Origin of the sequence: Paenibacillus castaneae (assembly GCF_002884445.1) — a bacterium.
GTDB lineage: Bacteria > Bacillota > Bacilli > Paenibacillales > Paenibacillaceae > Pristimantibacillus > Pristimantibacillus castaneae.
On record NZ_KZ614144.1, the window covers coordinates 1,510,654 to 1,532,500 of the forward strand.

20 protein-coding genes are annotated in these 21,847 nt (G+C 45.0%); 15 read left to right on the forward strand and 5 right to left on the reverse strand.

What is annotated here, in order from left to right; translation table 11 throughout:
- Window positions 1–5: 5 nt before the first annotated feature.
- From CEF13_RS06440 to CEF13_RS06455, 4 genes are all read left to right on the forward strand, one after another.
- A complete protein-coding gene (locus CEF13_RS06440) occupies window positions 6–1,646 on the forward strand; it encodes a response regulator transcription factor (protein WP_102709941.1) in 1,641 nt (546 codons plus the stop codon).
- A gap of 103 nt (window positions 1,647–1,749) precedes the next feature.
- Complete coding sequence (locus CEF13_RS06445) at window positions 1,750–3,450, forward strand: type 2 periplasmic-binding domain-containing protein (RefSeq protein ID WP_166742884.1); 1,701 nt, start codon at window positions 1,750–1,752, stop codon at window positions 3,448–3,450.
- A gap of 366 nt (window positions 3,451–3,816) precedes the next feature.
- Window positions 3,817–4,677 (forward strand): ABC transporter permease, encoded by an 861-nt coding sequence (locus CEF13_RS06450; protein WP_243864724.1) that lies wholly within the window; start codon window positions 3,817–3,819, stop codon window positions 4,675–4,677.
- A gap of 18 nt (window positions 4,678–4,695) precedes the next feature.
- Window positions 4,696–5,574, forward strand: coding sequence for a carbohydrate ABC transporter permease (locus CEF13_RS06455; RefSeq protein ID WP_102709943.1), 879 nt, complete (start codon window positions 4,696–4,698; stop codon window positions 5,572–5,574).
- A gap of 84 nt (window positions 5,575–5,658) precedes the next feature.
- On the opposite strand, the gene CEF13_RS06460 is transcribed toward CEF13_RS06455, so the two are convergent.
- Both CEF13_RS06460 and CEF13_RS06465 read right to left on the reverse strand, forming a co-directional pair.
- Window positions 5,659–6,927, reverse strand: coding sequence for an ArnT family glycosyltransferase (locus CEF13_RS06460; RefSeq protein WP_102709944.1), 1,269 nt, complete (start codon window positions 6,925–6,927; stop codon window positions 5,659–5,661).
- A gap of 141 nt (window positions 6,928–7,068) precedes the next feature.
- Window positions 7,069–7,947 carry a LysR family transcriptional regulator gene (locus CEF13_RS06465; protein ID WP_102709945.1) on the reverse strand — a complete coding sequence of 293 codons (879 nt, stop codon included), beginning with the start codon at window positions 7,945–7,947 and terminating at the stop codon, window positions 7,069–7,071.
- A 109-nt stretch (window positions 7,948–8,056) separates the two neighbouring features.
- On the opposite strand from CEF13_RS06465, the gene CEF13_RS06470 reads away from it, so the two are divergent.
- The 3 genes from CEF13_RS06470 (at window position 8,057) to CEF13_RS06480 (ending at window position 10,721) form a co-directional block, all read left to right on the forward strand.
- Window positions 8,057–9,337 (forward strand): adenylosuccinate synthase, encoded by a 1,281-nt coding sequence (locus CEF13_RS06470; RefSeq protein WP_102709946.1) that lies wholly within the window; start codon window positions 8,057–8,059, stop codon window positions 9,335–9,337.
- Window positions 9,338–9,423: 86 nt separating this feature from the next.
- The gene (locus CEF13_RS06475) at window positions 9,424–10,134 is read left to right on the forward strand and encodes an MBL fold metallo-hydrolase (protein WP_102709947.1); all 711 of its coding nucleotides are present in this window, start codon (window positions 9,424–9,426) and stop codon (window positions 10,132–10,134) included.
- A 23-nt stretch (window positions 10,135–10,157) separates the two neighbouring features.
- The gene (locus CEF13_RS06480; protein ID WP_102709948.1) at window positions 10,158–10,721 is read left to right on the forward strand and encodes a TetR/AcrR family transcriptional regulator; all 564 of its coding nucleotides are present in this window, start codon (window positions 10,158–10,160) and stop codon (window positions 10,719–10,721) included.
- Window positions 10,722–10,777: 56 nt separating this feature from the next.
- Here CEF13_RS06480 and CEF13_RS06485 read toward each other — a convergent pair whose 3' ends face one another.
- Window positions 10,778–11,668 carry an ROK family protein gene (locus CEF13_RS06485; protein WP_102709949.1) on the reverse strand — a complete coding sequence of 297 codons (891 nt, stop codon included), beginning with the start codon at window positions 11,666–11,668 and terminating at the stop codon, window positions 10,778–10,780.
- 252 nt (window positions 11,669–11,920) lie between these two features.
- Between CEF13_RS06485 and CEF13_RS06490 the strand changes: the two genes are divergently transcribed.
- Complete coding sequence (locus CEF13_RS06490; protein ID WP_244917051.1) at window positions 11,921–13,162, forward strand: MFS transporter; 1,242 nt, start codon at window positions 11,921–11,923, stop codon at window positions 13,160–13,162.
- An 85-nt stretch (window positions 13,163–13,247) separates the two neighbouring features.
- Entirely contained in the window at window positions 13,248–13,919 is a 672-nt protein-coding gene (locus CEF13_RS06495; protein ID WP_102709950.1) for a hypothetical protein, read from the forward strand.
- A gap of 130 nt (window positions 13,920–14,049) precedes the next feature.
- On the opposite strand, the gene CEF13_RS06500 is transcribed toward CEF13_RS06495, so the two are convergent.
- The gene (locus CEF13_RS06500) at window positions 14,050–14,277 is read right to left on the reverse strand and encodes a 3-dehydroquinate dehydratase (RefSeq protein WP_102709951.1); all 228 of its coding nucleotides are present in this window, start codon (window positions 14,275–14,277) and stop codon (window positions 14,050–14,052) included.
- A gap of 140 nt (window positions 14,278–14,417) precedes the next feature.
- A complete protein-coding gene (locus tag CEF13_RS06505; protein ID WP_102709952.1) occupies window positions 14,418–15,332 on the reverse strand; it encodes an AraC family transcriptional regulator in 915 nt (304 codons plus the stop codon).
- Between the two features lie 178 nt (window positions 15,333–15,510).
- Between CEF13_RS06505 and yicI the strand changes: the two genes are divergently transcribed.
- From yicI to CEF13_RS06535, 6 genes are all read left to right on the forward strand, one after another.
- On the forward strand, window positions 15,511–17,832 hold the full coding sequence (yicI, locus tag CEF13_RS06510; protein WP_102709953.1) for an alpha-xylosidase: 2,322 nt from the start codon (window positions 15,511–15,513) through the stop codon (window positions 17,830–17,832).
- Between the two features lie 214 nt (window positions 17,833–18,046).
- Complete coding sequence (locus CEF13_RS06515; RefSeq protein ID WP_102709954.1) at window positions 18,047–18,817, forward strand: sugar phosphate isomerase/epimerase family protein; 771 nt, start codon at window positions 18,047–18,049, stop codon at window positions 18,815–18,817.
- Window positions 18,818–18,842: 25 nt separating this feature from the next.
- Window positions 18,843–19,865, forward strand: a complete 1,023-nt coding sequence (locus CEF13_RS06520; protein WP_102709955.1) for a Gfo/Idh/MocA family protein — start codon at window positions 18,843–18,845, stop codon at window positions 19,863–19,865.
- A 212-nt stretch (window positions 19,866–20,077) separates the two neighbouring features.
- Window positions 20,078–20,398, forward strand: a complete 321-nt coding sequence (locus CEF13_RS06525; protein WP_102709956.1) for a PadR family transcriptional regulator — start codon at window positions 20,078–20,080, stop codon at window positions 20,396–20,398.
- Entirely contained in the window at window positions 20,395–20,952 is a 558-nt protein-coding gene (locus tag CEF13_RS06530) for an HAAS signaling domain-containing protein (RefSeq protein ID WP_102709957.1), read from the forward strand. Before CEF13_RS06525 ends, CEF13_RS06530 begins: the two co-directional genes overlap by 4 nt.
- A complete protein-coding gene (locus CEF13_RS06535) occupies window positions 20,949–21,785 on the forward strand; it encodes a DUF4097 family beta strand repeat-containing protein (RefSeq protein ID WP_102709958.1) in 837 nt (278 codons plus the stop codon). The genes CEF13_RS06530 and CEF13_RS06535 overlap by 4 nt, the downstream gene beginning before the upstream one ends.
- The last annotated feature ends 62 nt before the right edge of the window (window positions 21,786–21,847 follow it).

The window sequence follows — 21,847 nt, forward strand, 5'->3', positions numbered from 1 at the left end:
TTCATATGATTGAGGTATTGCTGATTGATGATGAATCTTATGTAACGGGAAGCCTGGAGAAGACGATTCCGTGGATGTCGATTGGTGTTAAGAGCGTATACCAAGCCGCTTCCGCTTTCGAAGCTTTGGAGCTTCTCGAAGAAAACGCCATTGATATTGTCGTAACGGATATTGCGATGCCGGAAATGAATGGACTCGAGCTGCTTCAGGAGATTGGACAGCGCTGGCCTCACATCAAGTGCATTCTGTTAACGGGGCATTCCGACTTTCAATACGCGAAAAAAGCGGTTCAGCTGCAAGCATTCGATTATATTTTGAAACCGGTCAATGACGATGAATTTGTGAAAACAGTATCAGGGGCGATTGAAGCGCTGAAGGATGAATGGGAGCAGTCGGAAAAATATCAGCAGCTGCTGTATGATCGCAAATCTGATTTCAAGGTGCTTCGTGCAAATTTTATGGTCGACTTGGTGCTAGGCAGGCAGCTCTCGCCAAAGACGATCAAAGAGAAGCTGTCTCAATATGAAATTCCTCTTGCGATTGAACGCCCTACGGTCATGATGCTCGTTCAGCTTGGCAAGCAATTCTCTCATCTGGACTATAGCTCAGCTACACTTATGGAATTTGCGGTAGGCAATATTGCAGAAGAATCATTTGCTAACCATTTCCACGTATGGCATTGCAAAGCGCCGCATGAATATTTGCTCATTATGGCACAGCCTAAGCTGGAAGCGATCGAGAAAACAGATTATAGCTCGGAAGGCCGCAGCTCGCGCAAAGCCAATCTGGCTGAAGCAGCGAAGAAGCTCCGCGCGAACGTTAGTAATTATCTGAAAGGCGATATTTCGATTGTCGTAACGGATTGGTTTGAGTTCCCGAATGCTATTCCGACAGCCTATCGTTCAGGTTTAGGCACGATGTTCATGATTGCGAATGAAGAACAGCATTCTATACATTATTTGGAGGATCGAACCAGTAAGGATAACAGCTTTGTCAAATCGATGGAAACCTTGTATAAGCCGCCTACTATTATTACGCTGCTAGAGTCGAAGCGATGGGATGCTGTGGAGCATAAGATCAGAGATGTGTTTGCCGATTTGAAAAATACGAGATATTCGAGAGAGCATTTGTACGAGGTGTACTTGGCACTGACGAACGCCTTCATGTATATCGCGCATAGACAGGGACAATACGTATCGCAAATCAATGAGCTGGGCATCGATTTCATTATGGATCAGACGGTTGTGCTATCACCGGAACGTTTAGAGGATTGGTCCATTGGCGTACTGAATAAGCTGCAAAGCGAGCTTTCGGTGAAAGAGGAAAGCGCCAAAAGCTTTATCGTCAAGCAGGTGCAGGAAATCGTAGCTAATAATCTGAGTCTGGATACGACAGTAAAGACGATTGCAGATCGTGTGTTTCTGCATCCTGTTTATCTCTCTAAAGTGTTTAAAGCGGAAACAGGCGAAAGCTTAAGTGAATGGATTATCGGCATGAAGATGGAGCGTGCGCTTTATTTGCTCAAAAACTCGAACAAAAAAATATATGAAATAACGAGCGAGCTAGGCTATCAGAACCCGCAATATTTTAGCAAAACGTTCAAAAAGTATTATGGCATGACACCTCAAGAGTTCCGGGAGCAGTAAAGTGGTTGCAAAAGGTGCTGATATGTTCGGATTGTGTCATAGGCTGGAGACATGGCTGAGCCTATAATTGAACATGTAGAACATAATCATGAGGGGGATTACAATGAATACAAAAACGAAAAAACGGTTCACGTTTACGCTTTGTATGCTTCTAATCGTATCGGCTATCATTGGCTGCTCGAATAGCGGCAATAAGGCAGAACCGTCTAATAAGCCGGACAACAGCAAACCTGCTGCGACCAAAGAAGAAAACCCTTACAAAGATAAATACGATCCACCGGTAACCATCTCCACTGCATGGGGAGTAGATCCAGCACTTACCTTCCGCGAGGGAGAAACGATTGAGAACAACGTTGCAACCAGATGGGCACTTGACACTTTGGGCATAAAAGTCGATTCGCTTTGGTCTGTTACAGATACCAATGGAGCATTTGCAACCAAAATGCGTCTAGCTATGTCCTCCGGACAAAAAATGCCGGATATTGTAGTTGTTAATGATAAGCTGCTTGCTCAGGATTTAATCGATTCAGGCATGTTCCAGGATGCAGGCGCATTGTTCGACAAATACGCAGGCGAGAAATGGAAAGCAGCGATGAATCTAGATCCTGCCGTATGGAACTCTTATATGAATGATGGCAAGCGTATGGGAATTCCGCTTCTGGATTACGCATACAACAATGATTACTTGCTTTGGATTCGTCAGGACTGGCTGGATAAGCTTGACATGAAGGCTCCAAAAACATTGGCTGAGCTTGAGGTTCTAATGGATGCTTTCAAAAACAAAAATCCGCAAGGGCTGACACCGGATAAAGTAACACCGCTCAGCATAGGCTTCAAAACGTCAATGAATACTTGGATGGGCGACCCATCTTGGGTATTCGGCGCTTACGGCACACTGCCTGCACAATGGAATGTAGCAGCGGATGGAACACTGGAATACGGCTCCACGAATGCCGGCATGAAGCAAGGCTTAGTGAAGCTGAAGGAATGGCGTGACAAAGGCTATATTCCTAGTGAAGCAGCTCTATGGGATGAGAACAAAACCTCTGAACCGGCTGTAGCTGGAACAGCGGGCATTATCCCAGGTCCATACTGGATGAGCGGTTGGCCGCTGCTTGATACAGCCAAAAACGTTGAAGGCGCAGTATGGAAGCCTTACGCTATTCCAACTGGTGAAGACGGTACAGCCATGCGTCACGGTACGCAATTTGTAAACGGCGTTATTCTTCTTAATAAAAATATGAAAAACCCAGAAGCATTTTTCACATACGAGAACTATTTGTTTGACAACCTAGCTGATCCGCAAGATGGAAGCCCGTTTGAGCTAGGCGCTTTCGAAGGCTATGATTATGCGCTTGATGCTAACGGCAAGCCGCTGTATCTGGATGATGTTCCTGGCGGCGCAATTACAGCTCCTCTTCGCTACTTCATTGTACGCGACGGCGCTCGTATTCCAGATGCACAATTCAAAGCATTGCTTAACCTAGCAGCTGGCAATGAAGCGAAAACCTACCGTGAGAAAGAGGTCGTTGCTCAGTACGGTCCGGAAACAGCACTTGCTGCAACGGTAGTAATGGAGCAAGAGGCAATTTCCAAGAAGGATATGTTTGTAGGCCCTACGACCAAAACGATGAAATCACGCATGGATTATTTGAAGAAAATTGAGGCTCAAACGTTTAATGAAATCATTTATGGCGCGAAGCCGGCTGATTCATTCGATGACTTCGTGAAGAGCTGGAAATCTTCCGGCGGCGATGATATTACGAAAGAAGTTAATGAATGGTATTCAAGCGTAGCGAAATAAGCTGGTTAGAGGAATGCGGTCCCTAAGGGGGCCGTATTTTTTTGCGTGATAAAAGATTGCTAAGACGAGAGAATAAACGCTTAGCTAATTAAGTATGTTTTACTGTAAAAGTGGTTGCATTTGTGCCATTAATGTTGGGTTTGTTAGCTACTTCGAATTTTACGGCGCTGATATAATTTTTATATAAGGAACGCGGTGCATATGTGCATGCTGACAGGCTGATTGCGTTCTACATTTCATCCAGCGGGAGGAACAAACATGTCACAGCAGCAAACGCTTCAACATGACGACATAACGATACCTGTTGTCAAACCAAAAGGAAAACCGCTGTTTTATTACCTCATAAAACAATGGCCATTTCATATCATGGTGCTTCCGTCCCTCGCATTTCTACTTATTTTCGCCTATTTGCCGATGGGTGGGCTTGTAATGGCTTTCCAGAATTATAAACCCTGGCTCGGTCTGACAGGCTCAGAATGGGTTGGACTTGATCAATTCCGTTATTTGTTCGAGAGAGAAGACAGCTTGCAGGTCATTTGGAATACGGTCATCATCGCTGTATTCAAAATGATTCTCAACCTGTTTGCCCCATTCGTATTTGCAATTCTTCTGAATGAAATTAGAAAGCAGCTTGTGAAACGTTTTGTACAAACGCTTGTTTATTTGCCGCATTTTTTATCTTGGGTTATTTTGGGCGGAATTTTAACCGATCTTCTGTCAACAGAAGGTGGGCTAGTAAACCGTTTGTTAACAGGACTATTTGGTATAGACCCGATTTTCTTCTTAGGCAATGGAAACTGGTTCCGCTTCACCGTTATCCTCTCTGACGTATGGAAAGAATTCGGCTTTGGCACAGTAGTGTTTCTTGCAGCACTAGCTAACATCAATCCATCCTTGTATGAGGCAGCCGAGGTAGATGGCGCAAGCCGCTGGAAGCAGACGCTCCATATTACGGTTCCATCTATGATTCCGATAGCGATTGTAGTGGGTACGCTTGCGCTGGGCAATGTGCTTAATGCAGGCTTCGATCAGATTTTCAACCTATACAATCCTCTTGTATACGCGAAGGGCGATATTATTGATACTTTTGTATATCGTACAGCTATTCTAAACGGCGAAATGGGCTTTGGTACCGCTATCGGATTATTTAAATCGGTAATCAGCTTTGTTCTTGTCGTCATATCTTATCGTCTTGCTTATAAACTCGCTAATTACAGAATTTTTTAATAGAGGAGGCCATACGAGATGTATCATAAATCACCCGCTTATCGCGTATTCAACACTTTCAATACGATCTTATTGATTGTTCTATCTCTGCTCTGCGTGATCCCTTTGCTGCATGTGTTTGCGGTATCGCTCAGTGCCAAGGCAGCAGCAGATGCCAACATCGTCGGTTTATGGCCGGTTAATTTCACACTGGATGCTTATAAGAAAACGACGAACAATCCGATTTTTTTAAATTCGATGTGGATCGCTGTAGAGAGAACGGTGATTGGAACGCTGTTGACTTTGTTTCTAGCTTTCTTGGCAGCTTATCCGTTATCCAAAGAGAACTCCGCATTCCGCGGCAGAAATATATACGCCTGGATGTTTGTATTCACGATGCTGTTTAATGGCGGACTAGTGCCGTTCTATATGGTCATTCAGAAGATTGGCCTAATGGACAATTTCTGGGTGTTGGTGCTTCCGGGGGCAGTTAACGTCTTCTTGACCATTCTAATGCTCAACTTCTTCCGCGGTGTTCCGAAGGAGCTGGAGGAGGCGGCGCTTATTGACGGAGCCGGCCATTTCCGTACGCTATTCAGCATCTACCTGCCGGTTTCATTGCCGGCAATTGCGACACTCGCTTTGTTCAGCATGGTCTTTCACTGGAACTCATGGTTTGATGGACTTCTGTATATCGGCAATCCAAAACAATATCCGCTGGCTACTTTCCTTCAAACCGTAATTATTCAGCGTGATATGAGCTCGATGAGCATGAATCCTGCCGATTTAGCGCTCATTTCACAGAAAACGGTAAAGTCAGCTCAAATCTTTATCGGTGCGCTCCCTATACTGCTCGTTTATCCATTCCTCCAAAAGTTTTTCGTCAAAGGTTTAGTTATGGGCTCTGTTAAGGAGTAAGCCAATCAATAAGCAAAAAGAAAAAAGAGGCACCAGGAGTTGAGCTGGGTGCCTCTTTTGCGTATGGATGAAAGTGAATACCGCTTATGTTTTTTTTCTGAGGCTCATGAGTTGATTTATCGCAAAGGCGGCAGCGATAGCAATAATAAAAACATTAGGATAGCCATATCTGGAGAAAGCGACGAATGGAACGTATATGACTGTGAAATAAGCGAATGTGAGCAGCAGCAACAAATACGGCGTGTTCCTTCGTCTTAAAGCTTGGATTAGCATGAGGAGCAAACCGATCGAGCCGAAAATTAGAATTAAGCTATGATAGATGCCTACGCTTATGCCGCTTATACCAAACACCGTTTTCCAATAATAAGGCCCGTAATATAACCCCTTCAGCTTATCGATGGTATACCACTTTAAGTATTTCATCGGCTCCTCCGTGAAACCGAATTTAATAATTTTTTGGGCAGTTTCCGCCATATCATCATCGGAGCCTACGAATAAGCTGCTTCTGTCGCCTGTGTATTCAGGATGAGCATGGAAGAAGGCTTGAGACGGAGCTTCATTATTAACGAGCGCCCCAAGCAGCATGGGATTTCCAGCAGATTTCGTAAACGGAATAAATGAATCGAAGGCCACATAATTGCGGATCCACCACGGGCATAGAAGCAGAACTAAGGTGATCGAGACAATAACGGTATATTTAACGATCGATTTCCATGAAATTTTATTCACCAGCCAAACGATAAACCATACGACGGGGAAAAGGATTGTATGCGGCTTGAAATAGCAGGCTAGTCCCACTAGAACCGCCGCAATGATATAATGCTTCGTCTGGTTACTCTTCAAGGCCAGCAGGCTGAAGCAGATTAAAGCAATAAATAGGGTTCTAAATATCGTTTCGGATAAAATAACGCCTGAAGAGAAATAATCGGGCAAATAAAGTGCAGCAGCAATTGAAGCTATTATCGCCGTTCGGCTATTAAATAACGAATGAGCCAAAACAAAAATGAGATAGATCGAAAAAGCTTGCAATGCAGCCTGCAGCAGCCTGAACGCAATGACTGCACCATCTCCTTGTCCGAATATAAGCATTAAACCGGACAATACGAAAGGCATGCCTGGCATAATGAAGGCTGAAGGCGATTTCCCGCTGTTATATGCGAGCGTATGCTTATTCAATAATATTTGGGCACTGTTTACATATTTAACGTCGTCATTATTCAGCTTCTCGTAGGAACCTAATAAGAAATAATCTCCATAATAGAGAACGGACGCAGCGCTTAACGAGAATACGAGGATGATTACAGCTATAAGGGTAATTTTAATAGATTTAGACACTTCCTTAAGCTTGAACAAAACCAAACACACCTTTCCTATGGCTAAGCATCGAGGGAATAGAGGTTTTCCCCCAGTTACATATAACGAAGAAATACCAACTAATGTTCCAGTATCTATAGGGTAACATCATTATTATACTCCAATAAGGACTAATGCTTGCTAAGGCAGCATCTCAAGCAGCCGCTTCGCTGCTGAGGATAAAGGAACGCCGCGCAGCGAGGCTATGCCGATGCTTCGTGGTGGAATCGGCGGATGAAGCGGAATTTCGATAAGCTCGCCTGCCGCTAACTCATTCGCAATATATTGACGAGTGATGATGGCTAGACCGAAGCCGCTTCTCGCAAATTGCGCTATCAGATCGATACTGCCGAGCTCAAGTTCGGGTGAGAAGCTGACACCGTTCTGATCGGCATAATCGTCCAAGAAACGTCGTGTACTGGTTCCTTGCTCCAACAATAGAAGCGGATGCTCGATTAATTGTGCCAGCTCCAATGGAGCATCAGCGAGCAAAGCATAAGATGCCCCGCCTACAAGGCAATCCTGCAGAGTCAGGCTCTCACGAATTTCAAGTCCTTTGTCTGCCGCGGGCAAATGGACAATACCGAAGTCGATTTTGCCCTCCTTTAGCAGCGCTATCGTTTCTAGTGATGTCCGATTAGTGATATGTATGCGAATTGAAGGATGGTCAATGTGGTATTGCTCTAAATAGGGCATTAAATAATGTTTACACAGCGTATCGCTAGCACCGATCCGTATTTCCCCCGCCTGTAATTCATGCATTTCCGCGATCATTCGCTCGCCTGTCTCCATGAAGCTGTAAGCCTGCTCGATATAGTGGTAAAGCACTTCACCCTCTGCAGTGAGCTTGACCCCTTTTGCCATGCGAAAAAACAGCTGTCCCCCTAGTTTAGCCTCTAATTGCTTAATCGTATGAGTGACAGCGGGCTGTGTAATATAAAGCTGCTCAGCTGCTCGCGAGAGACTGCCTGTTCTGGCAGTCCAATAAAATACACGATACCATTCCATATTAATAAGCATAGATATTACCTCACCTAATGTCATGTATTAGTTATATCAATTTTTCTAATGTAATAACCGCTATTATAATAAACAATATAAGGTAAACACAAGTAGGGAGGCGATTGGCTTGACGGTAACAGCCATTGTAGGAGCGAATTGGGGAGATGAGGGAAAGGGGAAAATAACGGATGCGTTAGCGGCAAAATCCTCATATGTCGTTAGATATCAAGGAGGCAGCAATGCAGGACATACCATTATTAACAGCTATGGGAAATTTGCGCTGCATATGCTGCCATCAGGTGTTTTTGATCCAGCGGTTATGAATGTCATTGGACCGGGAACGGCATTGGATGCTGAGATGCTGCTGAGGGAGAGAGAAGAGCTGATGGCGCGCGGAGTTCCCGAACCGCAGCTTCGCATATCAGAACGGGCTCAGCTCGTACTGCCCATTCATCGATTATTTGATGAGCTGGAAGAGGAAAGGCTTGGCGAGCGGGGATTTGGTTCAACCAAGCGAGGGATAGCTCCCTTTTATGCGGATAAGTATGCGAAGCTCGGTATTCAGGTGGCGGATTTATATGATGAATCGCGTTTATTGCAGCGGCTTGAGCATATGCTGGCAGCCAAAAATGTACTGCTTATGCAATGGTACGGCCGACAACCAATAGCTGCAAGAGAGCTTATGCCTGAGCTGCTTGAAATAGCAGAGAAGCTGCGGCCTTTCACAGCAGATACGAGCATGCTTCTGCAAGAGGCTTATCGAAATGGGGAACATATATTGCTGGAAGGACAGCTTGGCGCTCTGCGTGATCCAGACCATGGTATTTATCCATATTCCACTTCATCTTCAACGCTCGCTGGCTTTGCTCCAGTAGGCGCTGGGCTTCCGCCTTACGCCATCACACGAATTATCGCGGTAGTTAAGGCTTACTCCAGCTGTGTTGGGGCAGGGCCGTTCGTGACCGAGCTTGAAGGCGATGAAGCGGATGAGCTGCGCCGCAGAGGGGGAGATGCCGGCGAATATGGTGCATTGACGGGAAGGCCGCGTCGAATGGGTTGGTTTGATGCTGTAGCTACTCGCTATGGCTGCATGCTTCAGGGAGCAACAGAGCTCGCGCTGACGAATCTGGACGTGCTGGGTTACCTGAAGGAAATACCGGTTTGCGTCTCTTATGAGCTGAACGGAGCCATAATAAAGGATTCCTTCCCTGTAACAGCCAAGCTCGATTCTGCGAGACCGGTGCTGCAGCGATTGCCGGGCTGGAACTGTGATATTTCTCATATTCGCCATTTTGATGATTTGCCGGATGCGGCAAAGCAGTACGTCTATTTTGTTGAGTCGGCGACTGGTGTGAAGGTAGCAAGCGTGTCAATTGGACCAAGACGCGAGCAGCTTATCATTCGATAACCGAAAAATAGGGCTTGCAAAAACTAATACCATTAGTTTATTATAAAGCTAATGGTATTAGTTTTATTATTGAGGAGCTGAATGGGATGAGATTTATTCGTGAGAAAACGGTTGTGCAGCTGACTTATTTACCGAAAGTGTTTCCAGTAAACTGTTATTTGGTTGAGGAGCGGGATAGTTTAACGCTCATCGATGCTGCTCTGCCAAACAATGTGAAGGCGATTATGAAGGCAGCTGACGATATAGGAAAACCGATTACGCGAATTGTATTGACTCATGCCCATGATGATCATGTTGGCGCTCTGGATGGACTGAAGGCGCTGCTTCCTTCGGCGCAGGTATTTATATCTGCTAGAGAAGCTCGGCTTCTGGCAGGCGATCGATCCCTTGAATCGACTGAACCGAAAGTGGCAATCCGCGGAGGCGTGCCGAAGAACGTAAGCACGAAGCCGGATGTACTGCTTCATGACGGAGACCGGGTCGGCTCCTTGCTTGCCGTAGCCGCTCCTGGACATTCCCCAGGCTCAATGGCATTTCTTGATACGCGCAACAACATCCTTATAGCGGGAGATGCTTTCCAGACCCGCGCTGGCGTAGCAGTATCCGGACAACTGAAATGGTTGTTTCCGTTTCCGGCATTGGCGACTTGGGATAAGCAGACCAGCCTCGAAACAGCTCGCCGCCTAAGAGACTTAAAGCCAACGCTATTGGCAACTGGTCATGGCAATATGATTGTACAGCCGAAGCAAGTCATCGAAAAGGCTATTTCGGAAGCTGAGCGAGCAATGGCAAAATAGATGTTGAAGAGGAGATTACAGTAATGTCACCTAGAATAGGATTGGATTTGCCAACTATCGTAGAGGCTGCGGCCGAAATCGCGGATACTTCCGGCATTGAGGAAGTTACGCTAGCTTCGTTGGCACAGAAGCTGGGCATTCGCTCACCTTCTTTATACAACCATGTCAACGGACTGAAAGGTCTGCGTTTGCAGCTTGCCATCTATGGATTAAAGCTGCTGACGGAATCGATTAATGATGCCATAAACGGGAAATCTGGAGATGAAGCCATACATGCAATTGCTGCTGCATATATGGCTTTTGCGCGGGCGCATCCCGGCCTTTATGAGTTGACACTACGCGCACCAGACGCTGATGATGTTGAATATGCGGCGTACGCCCAAGCATTAGTTAATATAATGGTGGAAACGCTTCGTGTTTACGGACTGGACTATGACCTTACGATACATATCGTGCGAGGCTTTCGCAGTTATTTACACGGCTTTGCCTCCATCGAGCAAAAGGGCGGCTTCGGTATGCCGCAGGCTGTGGATGAAAGCTTGAAGCAGGTTTTGAATACGTATTTGATCGGACTTCATCATTCATGAGGAAAAAAGAGCGCTAATCCCAATTGAAAACCGGGATTAGCGCTCTATTCCTTCTATTAATACTCAACTTGAACTAATGCGGCTGCGCCGATCAGACCGGCATCCTGTTCCAGCTCTGCCGGAACAATTACCGTTTGTCTGCCGGATGGGTTGAGCGCATTTTTGGATACATAATTTCTGACAGCTGCGAAAAGCGGCTCTCCAACCTGAGACACGCCGCCTCCGATAACGATTTTATTAGGATCCAGTATGTTAATAAGAGACACACAGCCCATTCCTATACAATTGAATACTTGGTTAACGAGCTCAGCCATTTGCGGATCACCTGATGCGGCAAGGTCGAACGCTTCTTTGGAGGTAACATCACGTCCAAGCAGTTCGCTTGCTTGTTTGGCAACGGCTGTGCCGGAGGCGACCAGTTCCCACGGTGTACCTGCCCGGTCTACAATCATGAAACCGGCGTCGCCAGCATTGCCTGTTGAACCAGTAAGGAGCTTTCCGTGCATATAAATACCGGCACCAATACCTGTACTAATCGTTATGAATATGAAATGCTCAGAATCCTTAGCTGCTCCAAGCCATTTCTCTGCTAATGCGGCAGCAGTAGCGTCGTTTTCCATTGTGACAGGTAAAGGCAGCTGTGCTTCAAGAGCTTCAACGACAGGAAACCCCCACCAGCTCTTTAAGTTAGGAGGGCAGGTTAGCTGGCCCTTCTTCGTATCCAGCGGCCCTGGCGCGCCCACTCCAATGCCTTTCATCGTGTCCATCGAAAGCTCGTTCTTATTTGCCAGCTCTTTAACTGCATCCGCAATTCGGGTAATCATCTCAGCGGGCTCAGCTGATAAGTCGGTTTTTATTGAGCCTTTGGCAAGAACGTTTCCTTGCTCATCCACAAATCCATATGCTACTTTTGTTCCTCCAATATCAATCCCAACTGCTATACTCACGGTATACCCTCCAATTTAAGTGAAAAAAATGCTGTAATCGATTAAAAAAGTCTATCATAATCAAGTCATATTAGAAAGTATAATGCATCAAATATGATGAATGAAAAAGGAATAATTGGGCCAGTAATTTTATCTGTACAAATATTTGCTAGTGTAGTAATATCCTATCAAATGAGGTGCTAGAGAGAGGATTCCTTGCGGCGCAAGGGATCCTCTTGTCTATCCTACCAACACAGTGAAGAAGGTAGCTAAATGGAGTCCGAAATGAAATCAAGTCGGCACATAATGAAATTCGGAATGCCGATGACAGCGAATGTATGGAGAAATGCTCGAATCGATCTTGGAGCATCCTGTCTTTTCAGTCTGTTTAATGTTGTTCTCAATCAATTCTATATTGCCTTTGCTATTCAGCAAGGAGCAAGTAATTTACAGGTTGGCTTATTGTCCGCTGCACCTGCCGTCGGGCTTTTGTTCTCTCCTTTTTGGGCAACATGGATTGAGAAGGCGAATAATCCTAAACCGTTTGTCATTATTCCGAATGCAATCGGAAGACTTCTATTGCTGCTGCCTGCCATATTCGCACATCCTTCTGTTTATGTGGCTGCCGTACTTGCTTTTCAACTATTAATGGGTATACAAGCGCCAGCATACGCAGCGCTTGTATCACGGATATATCCTTCCGATTTAAGAGGCAGACTTATGGGCTATGTTCGGGTGGCAATGGGAATTATTATGATTCCGCTTGCTTATTTAGTCGGCACCTGGTCAGATGCTTTCGGTCCTTCGGGACCGCTTATTGCAGCTTCTATTGCAGGCATGCTGTCGATTGGACTATTCAATTCATTGAAGCTCGCGAAGCAAACAGCTCAGGATAAGCCTATAATCATAAAAACGGGCAGCCGTTTTCCACTGCAGGAGCAATGGAAGCTTGTGAAGGGAAATCGAACGCTAGCTGTTTTCCTTGCGGCAACAACGTTCACGGGCTTTGGAAATATGCTGGCTAATCCGTTGTACCAAATTATTCAGGTTGATGTGCTTCAGCTGTCTAATGTGCAAATCGGTTATGCTCGTGTAGCTTATTTCACCGCATTGCTGCTAACTTTCTGGATTGCCGGCTGGATGATTGACCGGATCGATATTAAATACACGCTCCTTTGCGGAATCGCTGCCTATGCTGTAGTGCCAATGCTTTATGGACTTTGGGGCGATTATGCATCCGTTATTACAGGCAATGCGATTCAAGGAATTGGTGAAGCGATTTGGGATATCGGCATCCTTGCCTTCGTGTTCCGGCTTGCTCCCGGTCGCGAGGCGATGGTATTCGGCATCCATTTGATGCTCTTCGGTATTCGTGGAACGCTTGGGCCTATTCTGAGCGCTTCACTTTCTTCGCATGTTTCTTTGTCCTCTCTGCTAATTGCGGCATCCATCTGCGGTTGGATTGGAACGATGTTGTTCCTTACAGGCAATTGGAAGCGAAGAAGGTTAACCTAGTGCTTGTTCATCTCTGGTTCATATTCCTATGCTACAATTCCTTATTCTCATAAGGAACGCAGAATGAATATATAGGAGATGATAGATGATGAACAAGTGGAAAGTAATGCTTAGCACGGTTGTAATAGCTGCCGCGCTGTCTGGATGCGGGGCAGAGGCAAAGTCCCAGACAGATATGCAAAGCACAGTACAACAGGGCGGTGCAATAAACGGCTCAATGGCAAACGGCGGCATGCGGCCAATGGGTGCTCAAGCTGATCTAATAGGAAAAGTGAAAGCGATAGATGGAGATACCATTACTTTATTTATATCGGCTATGACAATGGGAAGAGGCGCGCGCCCGCAAGGCAATAGCGCAGACGATATGCCCGCTGGCGGCGGTCAGCCTCCAGCGGATGGAGAAATGCCGGCTGACGGTGAACGTCCGCAAGCACCAGCAGGTGACGGAGCCGCTTCAGCGAGAGGTGGCGGAAGAATGAATATGGAATCTATGTTTACCGATGAAACGGTACTACTTCACGTATCCGATGCAACGAAAATTATTTCCAGAAGTTTTGAAAATGAGCAAATGGTGGAAAAGGAGCTTACTCTCGCCGACTTGAAGACCGATGACATTTTGTCTGTAATGCTGAAGGACGGTACACAGGATGCGGATACGATTACGTTGAGTGTTGGTGGATTCGGCAGCGGGGGCTTTGGCGGCGCCGGCGGCAGGCAGAGGCAGCAGCAAGATCAACAAGCAAATTCACAGTTATAGCTTAAAAAGTGGACTGCTCTTTGTAAAACAGTTATTAGGCTGATTGATAACTTGTTTAAAAACAATAAAGGACAGGCTGTCATGCAATTTGCATGACAGCCTGTCCTTTTATTTGGTGAGCCCTATTGTATTAGTATAAAGAAATCGTTAAAGTGTCACGCTCCGAATATGAATGAAGCGTAGCTTCGCTGCCTACAATTTCAACGCTAATTAATGATTTAATACACGTTTTTAATGCGTTTTTGCCTGTAGCAAGCTTTCGGTTAAGCACTGCGGATAATTTTTCAATAGCTTGCTTATTCGTGTCTGTTAAATAGACAGGTATCGTTTTGTTTTGGAACAACAGCATCGTTTTCATGGTATGGTCCTCCATCCCGCGAATAATTTTTTTAATAGTGTAACGCATAATTATTAAATAATTCTTAAAATTCGGTGAGTATTTGGTTACAATGCTGTAACTTTTGCCATAAAGCAAGCAGAATCAGTCGGTTTCGTTGTTTATGGACGGCGATCGACCGTTTCGAGCTGTTTTTTACGAAATTGCGAAGGTGTACATTTCATTGTTTTGCGAAATACTTTAACGAAGTAGCTAATATGATCGAATCCGACATCTAGCGCAACTGCCGATATTTTTCGTTCGGGCTGAAGCAGCAGCTCAGCTGCTTGTCTAATCCGATAAGCATTTAGATACTCAATTGGCGTTTGTCTTGTCATCGTTTTGAAGAAGCGGCAAAACTGACCTTCACTCATCGGAATTTGGTCGGCTATTTCTGCTATCCGAATCGGACGATGGAAATTCTGCTGCATATACACGATGGCAGTCTTAAGCCTGTCAATCTTTGTTGTGTCTGCTGTGCTGGTCTCGCTGCGGTTGCAGAAGCGGCCTTCCTCAGCAATTTCATGCAGCATCAAATATAAACGGCCCTTGATAGCTGCTTCTATGCCCGACCTTTGCTGATCAGAGCATGTATCTAAGATGCACTGCAAATGTTCAAGCAGCGTACGTTCCCAAACGGTATTCGGCTTAATGTGGCGTGGGAACGTGCGTTTCTTATCCTGCAGCGGCAGGATGCATCGTTCTTGGGCAGCATCATAGCTGGCGCTTGCGAGCAGATGTGTATCAAATACGATAGCGCAGAACGAGCAGCCTGCATCTCCAAGAGCATGACCAGCATGTATGTCGCCGCCGTCAATATATACGGCTTCGCCTGCTTTAACAGGGAAATAGTCAGTGTCCACCTGAAACAGAACTTCGCCTTCCAATACAAAAAAGAATTCAGCTTCAGAATGCCAATGACAATCAAGAACAGGAGCGCCGGCTTCTTCTTGATCAATCCAATAAGCGGCAAGCGGGAACATATTGTCACCATGCATACGGTCTTCTTTCAGAGCATGACGGGTCGTTTGATCCATTTTGAACAGCCTCCCTGGGGTCGTATTGGAAAAATCTGCGGTCGAAGAGGCATATTATCAAAATAGTGCTATAGATGCGCATTATTTTGTTAGATTTATATAATTCATTATCAGTATAATGCAATTATGAAACATTGCAAATAAAATAATATGAATAGTAGAAAGGTTGGTTCAGTCCATGAAATTTACAGACGGCAACTGGCTCATTCGCGATGAATACAAAGTACTAAGTGCATTACAGGCTCATGATTTTTATGAAAAGGATGGCAGGCTTACAGCTTATGCGTCCCCGCAGCCTATCGTATCTCGTGCAAACATGCTGGATACGATGCTTCTGACGGTTCATTTCCACTCTCCGCTTCCAGGCGTTATCGGCGTTAAGCTTGTTCACCATGAAGGAGTAGCAGAGCGCGGTCCAGCATTCGAGCTATCTTCACAAACAGGCAATCATGTCACTATTGAAGAGAATGACAAGGAAGCGATTCTCACAAGTGGAGGCTTAAGCGTTCACATCCGCAAAGGATCAGAGTGGGCAGTTGATTTTATTCGCAATGGCGAGCGTATTACAGGCAGTACGCAAAAATCAATGGCATATATTAAAGAAAACAATGGCAATACTTTTATGCGCGAAGAATTAGATATTGGCGTTGGCGAGTTTATTTACGGACTTGGCGAGCGTTTTACTCCTTTTGTCAAAAATGGCCAAGTTGTTGATCTCTGGAACAAGGACGGCGGCACCAGCTCGGAGCAAGCGTACAAAAACATCCCATTTTATATTTCGAACAAAGGCTATGGTGTATTTGTTAACCAGCCTGAGCTTGTATCCTTCGAAATCGCTTCGGAGAAAGTGAAAAAAGCACAGTTTAGCGTAGCAGGGGAATCGCTTGAATATTTCATTATTGATGGACCAAGCATGAAGGAAGTATTAAACAAATATACCGATTTGACAGGCAAGCCATCACTTCCTCCAGCATGGACTTTCGGACTGTGGCTCTCGACTTCATTCACTACGAACTATGATGAAGAAACGGTTAATTCATTTGTTGATGGAATGGCTGAACGTGATTTGCCGCTTCACGTATTCCACTTTGACTGCTTCTGGATGCGTGAATTCCACTGGACTGACTTTAAATGGGATGAGCGCGTTTTCCCAGACCCAGTTGGCATGCTGACTCGCCTCAAACAAAAAGGCTTGAAAATTTGCGTATGGATTAACCCGTACATCGCACAGCGTTCACGTCTATTTGAAGAAGGCAAACAAAACGGCTATTTGGTTAAAAAGGCTAACGGAGACGTATGGCAATGGGATCTGTGGCAGCCAGGAATGGCACTTGTTGATTTCACGAACCCTGCAGCATGCGAGTGGTACGCAAGCTATTTGCGCGATCTCGTAGATATGGGCGTAGACAGCTTCAAAACTGATTTCGGTGAGCGTATTCCGACTGATGTCGTTTATTTCGACGGTTCAGATCCAATGAAGATGCATAACTATTACACGCAGCTATACAATAAAGTGGTATTTGAAGTGCTGGAAGAGAAGCTAGGCAAAAACGAAGCTGCCGTGTTCGCACGTTCGGCAACAGCTGGCGGACAAAAATTTCCTGTTCACTGGGGCGGCGATTGCTACGCAGACTATGAGTCGATGGCAGAAAGCCTGCGCGGCGGCTTATCTCTAGGTATTTCTGGTTTCGGCTTCTGGAGCCATGATATTGGCGGATTCGAAAATACGGCTCCTGCCCATGTATTCAAACGTTGGTTGGCATTTGGCTTGCTCTCGAGCCACAGCCGTCTTCACGGAAGCAGATCGTATCGGGTGCCTTGGGCATACGACACAGAAGCGGTTGATGTTACTCGCTTCTTCACGAAGCTGAAATGCCGGATTATGCCTTACTTGTTTAACACAGCAGTACAAGCAACTGAGCAAGGCTTGCCATCTATGCGAGCGATGGTATTGGAATTCCCAGAGGACCCAACAACTGAAACACTTGATCGCCAATATATGCTGGGAGAATCATTGCTTGTTGCTCCTATCTTCAATGAGCAAGGAAATGTTACGTACTACTTGCCAGCCGGCAAATGGACACATCTGCTTACTGGCGAAATCGTAGAGGGCGGATTCTGGCGCAAGGAAAACTATGATTTCCTAAGCTTGCCATTATTCGTACGTCCGAACTCCATTGTTGCTTTTGGCGCAAATGATGTTCGACCGGATTATGATTATGCCGATGGTGTTTCGTTCGAGCTTCATAATCTTGAGGATGGACGTACGGCGGAAACAAAAGTCCGCGACATGAAAGGCGCAACAGAGATGACGGTCTCTGCTAGCCGCAGCGGCAATGCCATTTCTGTTCACGTGGTTGGCAGCGGTAAATCATTTAGTTTTGGCTTAAAAGGTCTTGGAGACATCGTTTCTGTAAATGGTGTACAAGCAGAGGTTAACGGCAGCGTATTGAAGCTGGAAGCCGGTTCTAAAGAACTCCAGTTCACGATTCATATCTAATCTATCATACAGCCTATCAGCTCTGGCACGGTCTTAAAAAAAGGCTTTGCCGGGGCTGATATTTAATTTATGCACAATAATAAGAGTTTTAACAAAATCGCATAAGAAAATGTTAATAAAACGGCTATTTTTCAATTGAAACTGTCGATATAATGGAAGTCAGAAAGCAAAATCAAATACATCATTATAATAGATATAAAGGAGTGCAGCGCACATGACAAAAATGAACATTGGATTGCAGATGTACACCCTTCGCGATGCTACGGCTGAAGATTTCGAAGGCACGCTGAGAAAAGTTGCTGCAATGGGTTATGAAGGCGTTGAGTTTGCCGGCTATGGCGACATAAAAGCAGAAGCTATGCGTGATTTGCTTCAAGAGCTCGGCTTGCAAGCAATTGGCAGCCATATCGGCTTGCAATTGCTGGAGGAGCGCTTGGATGAGGAAATCGCTTATCTTCAAACGATTGGTGCCAAATATGCGATTTGTCCTTGGCTGCCGGTTGACGCTCGCGACACGGAAGCATGGCGCGGACATATTGTGAAATTCGAACAATATGGAAAGCGTTTCCGTGAAGCTGGCATTACGTTTGCTTATCACAATCATGATTTTGAATTTGAAGTGAAAATTGACGGACAAATCGTATTTGACGCTTTGTACGAGCGTATCGATCCACAATATTTGCAGGTTGAGATGGATATCGGTTGGGTTCAATATTCCGGGATAGATCCGCTCGAATATATTGCCAAATATGCGGGCCGTTTGCCGCTTCTTCATTTGAAGGATTTCCGCGCAGGCGAGAAAGGCCAACAAATCGATACGGTTGAGCTTGGCCGTGGTGATTTGCCGTTATTGCCGATTATTGATGCAGCATCGAAGGCATCTGTTAATTGGCTAATTGTCGAACAAGATACATGTGCGAATCCGCCAATTGAGGCTGTTGCTGAAAGTATGGAATGGCTTAAGAAAAATTTCTTGAATAATTAATAGTGAAGAGGCAGGGGAATTAGTAATGTCAAAAGTACGTGTAGCAGTAGTTGGTTGTGGATCAATCTCTAAATATCGTCATATCCCAGAATATGCAGCTCATGAGAACGTTGAGCTTGTAGCATTTGTTGATCCGATTATTGATCGTGCAAAGCATTATGCAGACCAATACGGCGCGAAAGCATTCGCAGATTTCGAAACGATGCTTGCAGAAATTAAACCGGATGCAGTAAGCGTATGTACGCCGAATGCCTTGCATGCTCCAATGGCTATTGCTGCTGCAAATGCAGGTGCGCATGTACTTGTAGAGAAGCCAATGGCGGTTACAGATGCTGAGGCAGAAGCAATGATCGAGGCGGCTAAGAAAAACAATGTCCATCTAATGGTAGGACATAACCAGCGCTTTATGCCGCCGCATGTGAAAGCGAAACAAATTTTGCAATCAGGCGTGCTTGGCAAAGTGCTTACGTTCCGTACTTCGTTCGGTCACCCAGGACCAGACGGCTGGAGCATTGACGGTGCTGAAAGCTGGTTCTTCCGCAAAGAGGAAGCGATCATGGGCGCAATGGGCGATCTTGGCGTGCACAAATCAGACTTGATCCGCTGGATGCTTGATGATGAGGTTTCCGAGGTAGCTGGATTTGTTGGAACGCTTCATAAACAAGGTACAGATGTTGACGATAACGCTTCCTGCCTGCTTCGTATGAAGAGCGGCGCAATGGGTACGCTTGTTGCTAGCTGGACTTATTACAAAGGCGAAGACAACAGCACAATCCTCTGGTGCGAAGAGGGCGTAATGAAAATTGGTACTCATCATGATGACCAAGTCATCGTAGAGCTTCGCAACGGCACGATTGAAAAGTACAAAGTCGGTGCAATCTCAACAAATGACAAGCAAGAAACGAGCGGTGTTATCAATGCTTTCCTTGAAAGTATTCTGACTAATACTACACCTGCTGTAAGCGGTGAGGATGGACGCGCTTCCTTGAAAGTTATTTTGTGTGCATTCGAATCACAAGCAACAGGCAAATTTGTTAGTGTAAACTAATATATTCATTACCCCTGTTAGAACGTGAAATAGACGTTATAACGGGGGTATTCTTTTTAGCACACTATCTTGCATTGTAGAATACCATATGGTAATATACAGATATTAGAAATCACTTACGCCCCGCTATTCTGTATTGTTGAATAGTAAGTATAGCTTTATAAGGACGTTCACGAGGCGATCTACTCCGCTTCATTAATGGAGGACAGGAAATGAACATTCAATTTAAAAAAGGCGTGCTTGAAATTTGCGTCTTAGTACTCGCTACCAGAGGAGATCGTTATGGATATGAATTAGCAGTGAAAATATCCGAGAAATTCGAGGTAGCAGTTGGGAGCGTCTATCCGCTTCTAAACCGATTAACGCAGGATGGCTACTTTTCGACTTATTTGAAAGAATCGACGGAAGGGCCTCCGCGCAAATATTATCATTTAACCGCTGAGGGCTGGAATCATATGCGGATGCTAATCGCCGAATGGAAAGATTTCACGAATGCAGTAAATGAAATTGTAGAGGAAGGTCTTAAACCATGACAATAAGGGATCAGTACATGAATGAGTTGGAAGGATTGCTTATGAAGGTGCCGGAGCAGGTTAGAAAGGAATGGCTGTACGATTATTATATTCACTTTCAGCAGGCGCACGAGAATGGCCAAACCGAAGAGGAAGCAGCTCGCGAGCTTGGCGATCCGAGGTTGATTGCGGGCGAGCTGCTGCTTGGCTACCGGGTTGACCAAGCGGAGTCAAATAATAGCTTCAGCAAGCTTTCACGTGCTGTTTTCGCTACGGTAAGCTTAGGTTTATTCAATATTATATTCATTTTAGGCCCTTATTTGGCTTTGGCTGCCGTGCTGCTCGCTTTGTGGGCCGTTGCCGTAGCAGTAGGTTTAGCAGGTGTAGGCATTGTAATTGAAAGCTTATGGAACGGTACATTCAATATTGCTCAAGCTCTTACATTAGGTTTAATAAGCTGTTCCATAACGATACTGCTAATAATCGGATTAAATGCACTTACGAAAGCTTTTTTCAAAATGACATTAAAATATTTGAAATTCAACACTCGTATAGTTAGGGGAAATCAAAAATGAAAAAACTTGTTGCGATAGCGCTTATTATGCTGGGGATTGGAATCATTTGTTCGTTTTTTGTTTTTGGCGAAAGTGATATGACGAAATTTAAAGGTGAAGCATATTTGCAGGAGAAGACTGTGGATGCTTCATCCGTAAAATCGATTCATGCAGAAACAGACACGTTCAATCTGACATTTGTGCGCGGAAGTACGGAAGATATTCAAATACGGCTTGAAGGCAGCGCAAGCGAAAAAAATATAAATAAGATTATATTTAAGGCGGAACAAAAGGGTGATACGCTATATATTACAGGAAACACGAAAAAACAATTTATGATTGGCATATCGATCATTAATCTGAAGATGACAGTCGAGCTGCCGGAAAAACTTTGGGAATCATTCGACATTGAAACGGATACAGGAAACATTTCTGTTGATCAACTGAAAACAGAGAAAATAAAAGTAAAATCAGATACGGGTAACGTGAAAATAAACGATTATACGGTTGAACAATTCGTCTTTGAGACGGACACCGGCAATGTTACCTTAACGGATGGTAGTGGCAGCTTAAAAGGCAAAACGGATACGGGCAACATACGTATAGAGGCAGAACAATTACTGAGAGATATTACTTTGCAATCGGACACCGGCAATATATCGATAAATGTAGATAAACAACCACAATCTGCAACAATCCGCATTAAGAATGATGTAGGAAACAACAAGGTGGAATGGGATGGTTTTATGAACCATAGTAATTCCAAACGCAATATTGATGGTATAATAGGCAGCGGTGAATTGAAAATTGATATTAAATCGGATGTTGGTAACATCAAGCTAGGTAACCGATAATTAAAAGTCAGAAGCATAACTGCGAGACCAAAAGCAGACCATGGGATTTCCCTGTGTTCTGC